Origin of the sequence: Mesoflavibacter zeaxanthinifaciens DSM 18436 (assembly GCF_000422365.1) — a bacterium.
Classification (GTDB): Bacteria; Bacteroidota; Bacteroidia; order Flavobacteriales; family Flavobacteriaceae; genus Mesoflavibacter; species Mesoflavibacter zeaxanthinifaciens.
Genome location: NZ_AULQ01000001.1, coordinates 200708 through 215574, shown reverse-complemented (window position 1 = coordinate 215574; position 14867 = coordinate 200708). Strand labels below are relative to the sequence as shown.

The following is a 14867-nucleotide window of genomic DNA, read 5'->3' as shown; positions in this document are numbered from 1 at the left end:
TATATATTAAAAGTTAGTTTTTAATAACTTTTACTGTCTTGGTTGCATTACCGATAGTTACTTTAACAAAGTAAGCACCAGCTTGTAAGCTAGACATATCTACAACTTCTGTCATAGCATTTGGTACATTTCTAAATACCTCTTGACCAACCATATTGTAAACAGACACATTATTAATCTCTTTTTGAGCAGATAATGTTAAGTTATTGTTTACTGGGTTAGGATAGTAAGTAAATACTGCTTCTTTATCAAAATCTTGAGTTGATAAAGCTGCAGGTGTCCATAAAGCTATAGTAAAATCAGGAGTTGAAGTAAGATTTGCTGAGTAATTATAAACTCTTACATAATAAGTTTCTCCTTCTACAAAATCTGAACGACTTATTCTAGGATTTGCGTAAGTTGAATCATAATCATCGTGTTCAATAGAAGTTAAAGATCCACAAGCACCTGAGAATAATTGAATAACACCATCAAAATCATCAGTTACATCTATATTTATCTGTGATGCTGTAGCAACAAAACTGTACCACACATCATCATTAGCTGTACCAGCAGGTGCTGTAATACCTGAATCGGTTGCTCCCAAAATAGTACCCGGAATTTGAGTTGCAGAAGGTAAATCTGCTATTTCTCCTTCAACTGTTAATTCAACCGCATCTGGGCATTCATCATTTGCTGGTGGTGCTGGTGCTGGATACACACATAAATCAAAATCAACTTCTCCTGTATAATAAGTAGATACAGAAATTAAGTAAGTAGTACCAGCTGTTAAACTTTCTGAAAGAGCTGTTGAATAACAACCTGAATTAACTTGGGTTAAAGCACCACATGTACCACTCCATAAAGAGATGTAAGTTGATGAAGTACCAGAAGTTAAAGTTCTTTCTATATAATAAATACCTGTAGTTGCAGGAGTAAACTCATACCATACATCATTATAAAATGTAGAGCAAGAAGAATAGTCAGCTGTATTTGTTGCTGAAGATGTGGTACCTGAAACTGCATTAGAACATGAGTCATCTGCTGATTCTGTAATTACAATAGCTCCTGAACAGTCATCATTTGCTGGTGGTGGTGGTGGTGTACCTATACAAATATCAAAAGTTGTATCATAAGAATTACTAGCATATGTGTAAACTTGTACATAGTAAGTATTACCTGGTGTAAGACCGCTAGTTGTACTTGTATTAGAATCTGAGCAAGTTAGAGCAGCTCCTAAACTTCCGCATCCTGCACTTCCATCATATACAACATGGTACATATCACTATATGATCCCACAACATTAGAAATAGAAACTTGATGAGATTCAGCTGTCGCAACAAATGTAAACCATACATCATCATTTTCTGTCCCTGAACAAGTACTGTTAGTTAACCCAGAATCAGTAGCTCCTAAAACAGTAGCACTAGTTATTTCTCCACAAGATAAATCTTCATTAACTGTCAGCGCTATTGCATCTCCACATTCATCATTTGCAGGAGGATCTGGTAAAGTAAACTCTGCTAAACAAAAAGATACTGGGTTTGCACCTGTCGTTCCAAAATCATATACCTGGATTATTAAATCATCACCTATACTCCATCCACTTAGTTGAGCATTTGTTGCAGCATAAGTCCCTAGACAATCAATTTGATTTCCAGAAGTATCGTATACAGCCACACCTGGATTAGAACCACCATCATTCCAAATTAAAGCATCACTAGTAGCTGTCCATGAAAAGAACATATCAAAAGTTGAAGTAGATCCACAAGTACTACTTGTACCACTATCAGAAACACCTGTAGAAAAATCATACGAAAAAGTATATGCAGAAGTATCACAAGTACTTCCTTCTGCAGAAGGTGTAATAGGTAAAGGATCATTAAAAGTGTCTCCTTGAACAGGATTAAAAGTTACAAATGTTTGTTCAGAACATCCTGTAGCAGGTCCGTTACCATTATATGGTGTTATTGTAACATAATAGGTTGTACCTGCTGTTAATGTACCTAAGCTGTAAGAAGTTACATTACCTACATCTGTATTAACTACATCATCAAGACCTGAACCTGTACCAACCACTAACATATAACCAGTAGCACCTCCAGTAGCTATCGACCAAGAAATATCACCTGATAACGGTACATCTACTGTTTGATCTAATAAAGAATCACAATTTGGTGGTGTTACAGTTGTGTAAGTAACATCTAAGTCTATATCAAAATAAACAGTATCACTAACATCGTCAATATCATTACTTGTTATTGTTATTGTAGTAAAACCTGTAACATCTAAACCGTTAAAATCAGCATCACAACCACCTACTATTGAAGTACCATCTGCTACTCCTCCGGTTACAGCCAAATCAAACGCGTACCAATCGCCACACCAACCAGTACCTCCTGTTGCTGAATTGTAGTGACTTGTAAAAGTTCCCAAAGATATAGCATCTATTGGATTACCATTATTTACAGTAATATCACCAGAGTTGATTGTTAAAACTGTTGGTGTAGAATCAGTACCATTAGTCTCAAAATTTTCTGATGTCGTGACTTGCGCATTTGCTTGCCAAGTAAAGGAAGCTAAAAACGCAAAAAGCAATAAAGTAATTTTTTTCATATTAATTATAAGTTTAGTTAAATTTTAATTTACTTTCTAAAAGTATTAATTTATTGTTAATGATTTTACCACTACGTAAACAAATCGTTAAAAAACATATAAAAAGGGTGAAATGATAATTGTTTAAATTTTCAGCATATTCATTCAAAAAAAACGTCTTACCGAAGTAAGACGTTTAAAGTATTTATATTTTTTTAAGGTTTTTATTGCTCTTTATCTACAAAAGCTTCCATTACCGCATCACTTACTCCCATATTACTAAATCCTCCATCGTTATATAGGTTTTGTAAGGTAACTCTTTTTGTTAAGTCACTAAACAACGTAATTGTATAGTTAGCACAATCTATTGCTGTTGCATTACCTAAAGGCGACATTTTTTCTGCATAAGAAATAAATCCATCAAATCCTTTTACACCTTGACCTGCTGTTGTTGGTGTTGGGGATTGAGATATTGTATTTACTCTTACTTTTTTATCTCTACCAAAGAAATAACCAAAGCTACGTGCTATACTCTCTAAATAGGCTTTATTATCTGCCATATCATTATAATCTGGAAATACGCGTTGTGCAGCCATGTAAGTTAAAGCTACAATACTTCCCCATTCGTTCATTGCATCCTTCTTATATAATGTTTGCATCGTTTTATGAAAAGACATAGCAGATACATCTGTTCCTTTTTGTGTCCAATCATAATTTTGATCTGTGTAAGCACGACCTTTACGTACGTTAACAGACATTCCTATAGAGTGAAGTACAAAATCTATCTTTCCTCCTAAAAGTTCCATAGATTTTTCTACTAAGTTTTCTAAATCTTCTAAAGATGTTGCGTCTGCAGGTATAATATGAGAACCTGTTTTACTTGCTAACTCATCTATTTGTCCCATACGCATTGCTATTGGTGCGTTAGTTAGAACAAACTCTCCGCCTTCTTCATGTACTCTTTCTGCTGTTTTCCAAGCTATTGAATTTGGATCCAATGCTCCAAATATGATTCCTTTTTTTCCTTTTAATAAATTGAATGACATATTTTTAGTTGTTTCTTTTAATTTTATTAACCTTGTTCTTTAAGATTTCAAATTTATAAAATAACTATTACTTAAGTTACTTTAATTTAATAATTGTTTGGCATGAGCTATTGCAGATTCTGATAAAGCAGCTCCGCCAAGCATTTGTGCTAACTCTACGACTCTTTCATCATATTCTAATTTAACTAGATTAGATGTAGTTACATTATCAATATCTTGTTTATATACTTTAAAATGAGTGTTACCTTTTGCAGCGATTTGAGGTAAATGGGTTATACTAAACACCTGCATTTTTTGACTCATTTGTGACATAATATCTGCCATTTTATTAGAGATTTCTCCAGATACACCTGTATCAATTTCATCAAAAATTATACTTGGTAGTTTTATATATTTTGAAAGTATTGATTTAATCGCCAACATGATTCGTGATAATTCACCACCTGAAGCAGCTTTTTTAAGCGTATTAAATTGCCCGCCTTTATTTGCTGAAAATAAGAAATCTAATTCGTCTTTACCATTAAATAAAAAGATTTCGCTTTTGTTTAAAGTAATTTTAAACTGGGCATTTGGCATACCTAATTGTGATAAAATATCTTCTAATTGAGTAATTAATTTTGGTATAGCTTCATTACGTTTTTTGGTGATTATTGCAGCTTCCCTATCTAATTGCTTGACCACTGCTTTTATCTCTTTTTCTTTATTTAAAATGTCTTTATCAACATTTTCTGTAGCTTCTACCTTTTGTGCTAATTGTTCTCTAATTTCTATTAGCTCTGGTATGGTCTGCACAATATGCTTTTGCATTAGATTGTTAATAGCAGATAGTTTTCCTTCGACTTCTTCAAGTCGTTTTGGGTTAACGTCTAATTCTGTTTGAAAGCCTTCAACTTCTGTTGCTACATCATCTAATTCTATTAAAGCACTATTAACACGTTCTGATAAATCTTTGTAATTAGCAGAGATTAATGCCAATTTTTGCATCGTGTTTTTTACTTCTCTTAAATTAGTCAATACGCCTATTTGCTCTTCACTTAATAATTGGTTTACCGATTCTAATTTTTCTTGAATAGACTCTACGTTACTTAACACTTCAAATTCTTCTTCAAGTTCTGCTAACTCATCTGGTTTTAGGTTTGCCGACACTAATTCGTTTAATAAAAATGAATTATAGTCGTGTTCTTTTATAGCTTCTGCTTGAAATTGTTGTAGTTGCTTCAACTCCTTTTGAAGTGATTTATAGGTTTTTAAATACTCCTTATAAGTCACTAAGTTTTCTGAAGTTTCTGCTAAAGCATCAATTACTTGAAACTGAAAATTATCATCTGTTAATTGTAATGTTTCGTGTTGAGAATGTATATCTATCAACTTTTCGCCTAACAGTTGAAGACTATTTAATTTTACTGGAGAATCGTTAACAAACGCTCTAGATTTTCCTGATGGTAAAATTTCTCTTCGTATTATAGTTTGCGCTTCGTAATCTAAATCTTCCGCTATAAAAAGAGACTTCAAGTTATAGTTTGAAATATCAAAAGTTGCTTCTATGATACATTTTTTTTCGGTATCTCTTAAACTAGATAGATCGGCACGTTTTCCCAAAATTAGAGATAAACCGCCTAAAAGAATAGATTTACCTGCACCAGTTTCACCAGTAATAATAGTAAATCCGTCATTAAAACTGACCTGTAATTGATCTATTAATGCGTAGTTTTTTATGGATAATCCAGTTAGCATATTTTAATTTGAAAATAATAAAGTTGAAAACTAAATCTAAGCCGTAAGCTTTAAAACTTAATGTTTCGCCATTTAGACGAATGTATTGGCGCTACTTTATTTAGTGTATCTACCAAATCTACGATATCTACACTTGGACCACTTGAAAATATTTGCTCAATTTCTTCTGCTTTTGCATCAAAAAATATTCTTGATAAATAAGAGTTTGGTCGTCTTCTATTCATCTCTTTAAAATTTAAAAGCGCTAAAACTATTTCGTTTTTTGCATCCTTTAAATTAGTACTCATTTGGTCTAATCCTCTTCTATGGTAATTGTACATTACGTCTCTAAACTCCTTATAAGTTGGAGACATTAAATTATCTATTAACGCAAATCTACTTTGTAATCCATCTTCTAACTTCCAACCAGAATAACCTGTTTGTTGTGAAAAGTTACTAATATTTTGTGCTTGTTTAAAATAGATGTCGCCTCCATTTTTCTGAAAAGAATCTGCATCCATCCCCAAAATCATGTATACATGAAATGATAGCACAGAAATTAAATTAGACACGTATTGATTTGGGTTGTAGATCAGGTTTTGAAACTCGACATACTCAAAAGAAAAATCTTTGTCGTTTATGTTATATGTAGGTGTTGTATACGTAGATCCAAATACTGGTCTAGACGATTGTATTTGTAATGTTGCACTGTAATTATTACCAGCATATTCGTTAATATTTATAACCAAATTACAGTTAATTCTCTCTTGTGGTAAAAATGTTTTATTAGTCCACTTTGTGTTAGAGATAAACTCTTTTAACTGATTTTCTAGAGTTTTAAATTGCTGTAAATTTTCATTACCTGTTAGTTGTGCATTTACAACAACATTGGCATTAAACTCTTGTGCAAACAATGAAACATTGCAAGTAATTAAGAATAAAAGAATAAAAATATTACGCATCTAAAGCTGATATTATAGTGTTTAAAATGTCTTTAGCAACTTCGGTTTTAGATTTTAATTCAAAAGTATTAATTGTTTCGTTTTTATCAATTAATGTTACTTTATTGGTATCTGATTTAAAACCTGCACCTTTGTCTTTTAACGAATTTAAAACAATTAAATCTAAATTCTTTCTTTTAAGCTTGCTTTTTGCATTCTCCAGTTCATTGTTGGTTTCTAAAGCAAAACCAACTAAAAATTGTTGCTCTTTAATTTGTCCTAAAGACGCCAAGACATCTTTTGTTTTTTCTAATTCTAAGGATAACGTAGATTCTGCCTTTTTTATTTTTTGAGTTGCTACATGTTTTGGTTTATAGTCTGCAACTGCTGCTGCTGCAATAGCAATATCAACAGATTTAAAATACTTATGAGCAGTGTCGTACATGTCTTGAGCACTCACAACAGGTATAACAGTTATTAAATTGTTAGCTACTGTTTGATGTGTTGGACCAGAAATTAAAATTACTTCTGCTCCTAAATTTGCTGCTGCTTTAGCAATCTCGAAACCCATTTTTCCTGAGGAATGATTACCAATAAATCGGACAGGATCTATAGCTTCGTAGGTTGGACCTGCTGTAATCATTACTTTTTTTCCGTTTAACGGAAGTCCATTTAAAATATCTTTCTCAATAAATGAAACAATATCTTCTGGTTCTGCCATTCTACCTTGTCCTACCAATCCGCTAGCTAATTCGCCTGAAGTTGCAGGAATCATAACATTTCCGAAAGATTGTAATTTTTTAAAAGAATTTAAAGTAGATGGATGTTTGTACATATCCAAATCCATTGCTGGAGCAAAATAGACTTTACATTTAGCCGATAAATAGGTTGCTAATAACAAATTATCGCAAGTACCATTTGCCATTTTTGACAATGTATTTGCTGTTGCTGGTGCGATTACAAAGTAATCTGCCCAAAGACCAAGCTCTACGTGGTTATTCCATGTAGCGTTTTCGTCTTCTTCGTCTGTAAATGTAGAGTAAACTGGATTTTTAGAAAGTGTGGATAATGTTAATGGTGTTACAAAATCCTTAGAAGCAGGTGTCATGACTACTTGTACATTGGCACCTGCTTTTATAAATTGTCTAACTAATGTAGCTGTTTTATATGCAGCAATACCAGCGCTAACGCCTAATAGTATATTTTTGCCGCTTAAAATTGACATTAGTTTATTATTTGTTGTCTTCTTCTGTATTACGGTAGTAGATTTTTTCGTCTAACCACTCTTTTACCGCTAAAGCATGTGGTTTTGGTAATTTTTCGTAGAATTTAGAAACTTCAATTTGCTCTTTGTTTTCAAAGATTTCTTCTAAGCTATCGTTGTAAGTTGCAAACTCTTCTAACTTCTCTATTAATTCCTTTTTGATTTCAGAATTAATTTGCTCAGCTCTTCTTGATATAATAGAAATTGCTTCGTAGATGTTATTTGTTTGTGCATCTACTTCATTTCTGTTATACGTTACTGTAGATGCTGGAGCATCGATTTTTTTTAAATCCATAATATTAGCTATTTGTACTATATTGTTCTAATTGTTTAATAATGTCTTCGTTCATTTTATCTGCATCTTCAATAAACTCGGACTGTGCGTATAATTTTTTGAAAGCATTATAGTAAGTTAATGCTTTTTCTAAACGTTCTTGTTTTTTATCTTCAATACTTTTTATCGCTAATTGATAAGCTGAATCAAACCTGTAAAACAAAGCTTTTTCGCGTAAGCTTGACCCAGGAAAATCTACTATAAAGTTATCAAAAGATTTTATTGAAGCTTTGTAATCTGTTATATGATTATATTGCTTTGCTGTACTATACGCTTTTAACTCTAATTTGTATTGTAAATCTTTTACGGTTTGGTTAATCTCTGGCATATAGCTAGAGTTTGGGTATAAATTAGCAAATAATTGTAATTTTTCTAAAGCGTTTTTTGTTTCGTGTTGGTCTTTAGAATATACTGGTGAAAGTGCTGCATAACTAATTGCACTTTTATAATAGGCTTCTTCTAACTTTTCGCTTCTTGGATATGCGGTTACAAATCTTTCAAATTGATAACCTGCTAAATAATGCTCTCCTGTTTCATAAAAAGTATTTGCATATAGATACATTAACTTTTCTGCTTGAGGTTTACCTCTGTAAGAAGGTACAATTTGAGTAAATAAACGATTGGCTTTATTGTATTTACCTTCGTTATACAATTGTTCTCCTAACTGAAACTTTGCAGCTGTATCTTCAGATTTTAAAACCTTTTGAAATTCACCACAAGAACTTAATAAAACAGATGCGACTAAAATGTAAAATAAATGCTTCATAAAATTTTAACGAAGCGCAAAAATACGCTATTTAAATGGATTTTAAAAATATAATTTAAACGCTAAATTAATCGTTAGATTATAGTCTAAAATAGGTTTAAGCATTATTTAACTTTTATAAAATGCTGAAACAAAACTTTCTATCTTGTTTTTTAATTCTGATGATGCTTCAACTAATGGCAACCTTACTTTATCAGAGCATAAATCTAAAGTTTTTAAAACTGCTTTAATACCAGCTGGGTTGTTTTCAGAGAAAATTAAACCAACAATTTCCATTAATTTATAATGAATATTGTAAGCTTCTTTTGCTTTACCTTCTAATCCTAATTGTATCATTTTTGAAAATTCCTTTGGAAACGCCTGACCAATAACAGAAATAACTCCTGCTCCACCTGCTAAAACAACACCTAAAGCTAAATCGTCATCGCCTGAAATTATAGAGAAATCTTCTGGTTTATCTCTTAATAATTCATAATACTGCTGTAGGTTATTACCAGCTTCTTTTACTGCTACTATATTTTCAAAATCATTAGCTAATCTTAAAACTGTTGCTGGATCCATATTTTTTGCGGTACGACCAGGTACATTGTATAATATAATTGGTATTGGACAAGCTTCTGCAATTGCTTTAAAATGCTGATACATGCCTTCTTGTGTTGGCTTTGAGTAGTATGGAGATACTGATAAAATACCAGCAAAATCTGACAAATCTGTTGCGTTTATCTCTTCAATAACTGCTGCTGTGTTGTTACCTCCAATACCTAAAACTAGTGGTAATCTGTTAGCATTAGCTTCTTTTACAGTTTTTATAATCTCCTTTTTTTCTTGTTTGGTAATTGTAACACTTTCTCCTGTTGTACCACTAATTACTATGTAATTTGTACCGTTTTCTACGTTAAAATTTACAATCTTTTTTAATGCTTCATGATCTACCGATCCATCTTGGTTGTATGGTGTCACAATTGCAATTCCTGTTCCTAAAAAAGGGTTATTCATAACTATAGTTTATTTAAAATGCGTAAATATTTTACCAACTCGTTTTCAAAAGTTGATGTGTCGTTTATATCTGTTTTAATGACTAAATCATTAACATTTGTTTCTTCTATAAGACCTACTTTAAATTTGGCTTCACTTGTTGCTGTAGCAAATACTAAAGGAAGTTTATCTGAAATATAATAACTTATAAGCAAGTCATTTTTTTTATTAAGAAATGATTTTAAGGTTTCGGTTTTTACGTTTCCTTTCCAACCTAAATCTTTTCTTGAAAATGTATTTGGATAAATACTTTCGGTTTTAGATTTTGGATTTGTTAGAGCTAATATTTCGAAGTTTTCTTTTTTTACTTTTAAAACTTCTGATAATTTATTAATCCAATGAAGGTCTAAAAATTCAGAATCGTCTACTATAAACCCTACTGTTTTGATAATATTACTGTTAGAAACCATTACTCGATTTTTAACACATTTATCAATGTAGTTTTTATTAGATTTTTCTTTTAAACCTTTTAAAATCATTTATCTTTATTGCTTTGATGCAAATGTAGTAATTGTATCATGAATTTAACTTGAAATTTTTCAACATTATTATGCAAAAAAATTCCTTTCTAATAATAGCTATTATATGTCTTTTGTTTTCTTGTAAACAAGAGCATCATTTAAGTAAAATTGAAGGTAAACAAATCCCTGTGTCAGACAGTATTGCTTTAGATACAGAAATTGATGATTTTATAAAACCTTTTAGAGACAACCTTGAAAAAGACATGAGCAAAGTGTTGTCTTACGCACCAAAAACTTACCACAAAAAAGACGGAAATTTAAATACTGCAATTGGTAATTTGATGGCGCATATTGTTTTAGAAGAAGGTAATCCTATTTTTAATAAAAGAACAGGAAAAAACATAGACATGGTTCTATTAAATCATGGTGGAATTAGAGCCGCTATTAACAAAGGAAATATTACTACAGAAACAGCTTATCAAGTCATGCCTTTTGAAAACAGTATAGTTGTCGTAGCTTTAAAAGGACAACAAATAGACAGCTTAGTTTACTATCTAAGTAAAGCAAAAAAAGCACATCCTATAGAAGGCTTAAAATTAACCCTAGATAAAAATTACAATATAGTTGAAGCTTTAATTAATAAAGAAAAAATAGATAGTAATAAAACTTATTATGTAGCCACTAATGATTATTTATACAATGGTGGTGATAATATGAAGTTTTTTAAAACCAATGACACTGTCTACACTTTAGACTATAAAATAAGAAACGCAATGATTGACTACTTTAAAAAAGTAGACACTATTAATCCAAAATTAGACGATAGATTTACCCAAATACAATAAGCATGAAACGTAGAGATTTTATACAACAAGCAACAGCAGCAACAGCACTTGTAACTATTGGAGGATATGGATTTTCTTCGTTTGCAGCAGGTTCTTCTACTAAAAAAATTACTATTTTACATACTAATGACGTGCATAGCCATATAGATCCTTTTGGACCTGATGATAGTCGTAACGCAAACCAAGGTGGTGTTGCTAGACGTGCTACACTAATTGAAAATATTAGAAAAGAAAATCCTAATACATTACTTCTTGATGCAGGAGATATTTTTCAAGGAACACCTTACTTTAATTATTATGGAGGCGAATTAGAGTTTAAACTTATGAGCAAACTTAAATATGATGCTGCTACTATAGGAAATCATGATTTTGACAATGGTATTGACGGACTCTACGCACAATTACCACATGCAAATTTTCAGTTTATTAGCGCCAATTACGACTTTAAAAACACCGTGATGGATACACATGTAAAACCGTATCAAATATTTATTAAAGACGGAATTAAAATTGGTGTTTTTGGTATAGGCATAAAACTTGATGGCTTGGTTGATAAAAAGATGTACAAAGAAACAGTGTACTTAGATCCAATTGAAACGTCTCAAGAAATGACAAGAATCCTTAAAGACCAAGAACAATGCGATCTTGTTATTTGCTTGTCACATTTAGGTTATCATTATAGCAAATCCCCAGAAAAAATTAGTGATTTAAACTTGGCTAAATCTACTAAAGATATAGATTTAATTATTGGTGGTCATACACACACGTTTTTACCTAAACCTACTGTAGCTCAAAATATAGAAGGAAAAAATGTACTTGTAAATCAAGTTGGTTGTTACGGTATAAACTTAGGTAAAATAGACTTTTACTTTGATTCAGACAAGAGTAAATCTGCTAACGGCACTTCTATTATTGTGTAATTAGCTGTCTTCTTTTTACGTCAATTAATGTATAATAATAAATAAGCCCAAAACCAATAGCCATAAGTATTGAATATATCATTTTTAGGAAAATTTCTGCTGTAATAAATACATAAGCTACTTGAATCATTTCTGAAAATACAATACAAACACAAGCTAAAAACAGTAATAAAGATTGTTTATTTAAATTATGAAGGTAATACATTAAAGATGTTGACAACATCAATAAAATAAGGATATTGTATATGACTTCTACATAGAAAATAATTGTATTAACCTCTAATGTTTCATCTTGAAGAATCATTTCATTTAATGTATATAAAATATACAAATTAAATGCTACAAGAATAATTAAATGAAACTTAAAATACTTTATTAGTTTTTTAAATTTAATGCCTTTAATAAATAAAATTATTAAGCTGGAGTAAGCTAACATAATAAAAGCATAAGATGTATAATAATAAATTACTTCTGAAGTTATAAACCAAAGTTTTAATATTTCTGAAATTGCAAAACCTGATAAAAAAACAATAAATAAAATGCTTTTTTTACTTTTAAATGAAGTATAAAAAAAGATAAGCGTTGGCAATATTAATACCCAAGCAATTTCTGACAGAACATTATTCTGAAATAAATTACCAAGTAATGATATTACAACCAAAATAACTAGTGTTAAAGTTATAGTTTTGTATTTGCTTAACTTCATTAATTGTAGCTTTGGTTTACAAATGTATCATTAAAACACATTTAAACCAAATAAAATTGCATTTTATCGATTTTTTTGAACGAAAAAACATTAATTAATATTCAATAAAAAGCAACAAAAGCCGATTTTAAATCAATAAACACATTTTAAAAGCTGCAAAAATGAATATAAATTAAAAAATTAACTATTATAATAATGATATGATAATTTTACGGTTTTTACCGCAATTGTGTTTTTCTGAAGAAAATTCCTACTATTTAATCATTAATAAAAAGTCTTCCTCGCTAATAATCTCTACACCTATTTTTTCGGCTTTTTCCTTTTTACTTGGTCCCATTTTATCGCCAGCAACTACATAATTTGTTTTAGATGAAATTGATGAAGATACTTTACCTCCATTATCTTCAATAAGTTTTTTAAGTTCAGTTCTTGACACTTGATAAAACACACCTGAAACGACAAAGATATTACCTTCCAACTTATTAGTTTGATTAGCTAATTTTTCTGCTGAAATTTCTAACTGAACTCCATAAGATTTTAATCGACTAATGATTTTCTGATTATCTTCATTAGAAAAGAAATCGACGACACTTTCTGCTATTTTGGTTCCTATTTCATCTACATTAATTAATTCTTCAATACTTGCATTTTGTAAAGCATCAATAGATTTGTAATGTTTAGCTAGTTTTTTAGCAACAGTTTCACCTACAAATCTTATTCCGATTGCAAACAATACACGCTCAAACGGAATTTGCTTTGAAGTCTCAATACCTGTAATTAAATTATCGGCACTTTTTTCTGCCATTCGCTCTAACGGAAGAATGTCTTCTTTGGTTAATTCATATAAATCTGCAAAGTTATTAATCAATCCAGCATTAACTAAAAGCGCAACGGTTTCTCCTCCTAAACCTTCAATATCCATTGCTTTCCTTGAAATATAGTGTTGTATTCTTCCAATAATCTGTGGATTACAACCATTATAATTTGGACAATAATGCTTGGCTTCGCCTTCAATACGCTCTAAAGGTGTATTACATTCTGGACAATTAGTAATGTATTCTGTTGGTTTAGAATCTGCTGGTCGTTCTTCTAAATTAACCGCTATAATTTTAGGTATAATTTCGCCACCTTTTTCTACATAAACCGTATCTCCTACTCTAATATCTAGTTTTTCAATTTGATCTGCGTTATGCAAAGACGCACGTTTTACAATGGTTCCTGCCAATTCGACTGGCTCTAAATTAGCTACAGGCGTAATGGCGCCAGTACGACCAACTTGATAAGTAATTTCATTTAAAACAGTGCTTACCTGCTCGGCTTTAAATTTATACGCCATCGCCCAACGTGGCGCTTTTGCTGTAAAACCTAACTCTTCTTGTTGGTATAAACTATTGACTTTTACGACTACTCCATCGGTCTCATAAGGCAACTCATGTCTGGCATGATCCCAATGGTTTATAAATTCAAAAACTTCATCTATTGTATTACATAATTTAGATTCTTTTGGTGCTTTAAAACCCATTTGTCTGGCGCGTTCTAAACTTTCAAATTGCGTTGTAAAATTGAAATTACTTCCAACCAAACCATATAATAAACAGTCTAACGGACGCTTTGCAACTTCGGCGCTATCTTGTAGTTTTAAACTTCCAGATGCTGTGTTTCGCGGATTTCTATATGGTTCTTCTCCGTTAGCAATTCGCTCTTCATTCATTTTATTAAAACCTTCAAACGGAAGCACAATTTCACCTCTAATTTCAAATTGCTCAGGAAATGGCGGTTTTAATTGTAATGGCACTGAATTTATGGTTTTTACATTTGCCGTCACATCATCACCTTGCACACCATCGCCACGTGTAACAGCTTGTACTAACGCACCATTTTTATAAGTTAAGTTTATAGAAGCACCATCGTATTTAAGCTCGCAAGTGTATTGCACATCTCCATCTACCAACTTCTTAATTCTAGTTTCCCAATCTTTTAAATCTTCTAAAGAATACGAATTATCCAAACTATACATTCTGTGTGCATGTACAACAGTTTTAAAGTTTTTAGTCACTTCGCCACCAACACGCAAGGTTGGCGAATTTGCATCGTAAAACTCTGGATGCGCTGCTTCTAACGCTTGTAATTCTTTTAATTTAATATCAAACTCGTAATCGCTAATCGTTGGATTATCAAGCACGTAGTAATTATAGTTATGCTGACGAAGCTCGTCACGTAGTTGGGTTATTTGCTGTTCTATATTCATTGGTTTGTCACTT

Annotated in this window: 13 protein-coding genes; 2 read left to right on the top strand and 11 right to left on the bottom strand. The window is 31.3% G+C overall.

The features are described from left to right. Positions 1-13: 13 nt before the first annotated feature. The 9 genes from H574_RS0101045 to H574_RS0101005 all read right to left on the bottom strand — a co-directional run bounded on the left by H574_RS0101045 (position 14) and on the right by H574_RS0101005 (position 10153). On the bottom strand, positions 14-2596 hold the full coding sequence (locus H574_RS0101045) for a T9SS type A sorting domain-containing protein (RefSeq protein WP_027878757.1): 2583 nt from the start codon (positions 2594-2596) through the stop codon (positions 14-16). Positions 2597-2799: 203 nt separating this feature from the next. Beyond that, positions 2800-3621, bottom strand: coding sequence for an enoyl-ACP reductase FabI (locus H574_RS0101040; RefSeq protein WP_027878756.1), 822 nt, complete (start codon positions 3619-3621; stop codon positions 2800-2802). A gap of 81 nt (positions 3622-3702) precedes the next feature. Then, a complete protein-coding gene (gene recN, locus H574_RS0101035) occupies positions 3703-5355 on the bottom strand; it encodes a DNA repair protein RecN (RefSeq protein WP_027878755.1) in 1653 nt (550 codons plus the stop codon). Between the two features lie 50 nt (positions 5356-5405). Continuing rightward, positions 5406-6296, bottom strand: coding sequence for a type IX secretion system protein PorD (porD, locus tag H574_RS0101030; protein ID WP_027878754.1), 891 nt, complete (start codon positions 6294-6296; stop codon positions 5406-5408). Then, positions 6289-7500 carry a bifunctional phosphopantothenoylcysteine decarboxylase/phosphopantothenate--cysteine ligase CoaBC gene (gene coaBC / locus H574_RS0101025; protein ID WP_027878753.1) on the bottom strand — a complete coding sequence of 404 codons (1212 nt, stop codon included), beginning with the start codon at positions 7498-7500 and terminating at the stop codon, positions 6289-6291. Before coaBC ends, porD begins: the two co-directional genes overlap by 8 nt. Positions 7501-7507: 7 nt before the next feature. Then, entirely contained in the window at positions 7508-7834 is a 327-nt protein-coding gene (locus H574_RS0101020; RefSeq protein ID WP_027878752.1) for a DNA-directed RNA polymerase subunit omega, read from the bottom strand. Between the two features lie 4 nt (positions 7835-7838). Beyond that, a complete protein-coding gene (locus H574_RS0101015) occupies positions 7839-8639 on the bottom strand; it encodes an outer membrane protein assembly factor BamD (protein ID WP_027878751.1) in 801 nt (266 codons plus the stop codon). A gap of 108 nt (positions 8640-8747) precedes the next feature. After that, on the bottom strand, positions 8748-9635 hold the full coding sequence (gene dapA / locus H574_RS0101010) for a 4-hydroxy-tetrahydrodipicolinate synthase (protein ID WP_027878750.1): 888 nt from the start codon (positions 9633-9635) through the stop codon (positions 8748-8750). A gap of 2 nt (positions 9636-9637) precedes the next feature. Beyond that, positions 9638-10153, bottom strand: a complete 516-nt coding sequence (locus H574_RS0101005; protein ID WP_027878749.1) for a DUF6913 domain-containing protein — start codon at positions 10151-10153, stop codon at positions 9638-9640. A gap of 71 nt (positions 10154-10224) precedes the next feature. Here H574_RS0101005 and H574_RS0101000 point away from each other — a divergent pair, with 71 nt between their 5' ends. Together H574_RS0101000 and H574_RS0100995 are read left to right on the top strand one after the other, a co-directional pair. Further along, a complete protein-coding gene (locus tag H574_RS0101000) occupies positions 10225-10980 on the top strand; it encodes a 5'-nucleotidase C-terminal domain-containing protein (protein ID WP_027878748.1) in 756 nt (251 codons plus the stop codon). 2 nt (positions 10981-10982) lie between these two features. Further along, entirely contained in the window at positions 10983-11900 is a 918-nt protein-coding gene (locus H574_RS0100995) for a bifunctional metallophosphatase/5'-nucleotidase (protein WP_027878747.1), read from the top strand. On the opposite strand, the gene H574_RS0100990 is transcribed toward H574_RS0100995, so the two are convergent. Further along, entirely contained in the window at positions 11890-12606 is a 717-nt protein-coding gene (locus tag H574_RS0100990; protein ID WP_027878746.1) for a hypothetical protein, read from the bottom strand. The genes H574_RS0100995 and H574_RS0100990 overlap by 11 nt on opposite strands. Positions 12607-12859: 253 nt before the next feature. Continuing rightward, the gene (ligA, locus tag H574_RS0100985; RefSeq protein WP_027878745.1) at positions 12860-14854 is read right to left on the bottom strand and encodes an NAD-dependent DNA ligase LigA; all 1995 of its coding nucleotides are present in this window, start codon (positions 14852-14854) and stop codon (positions 12860-12862) included. Positions 14855-14867: the final 13 nt, after the last annotated feature.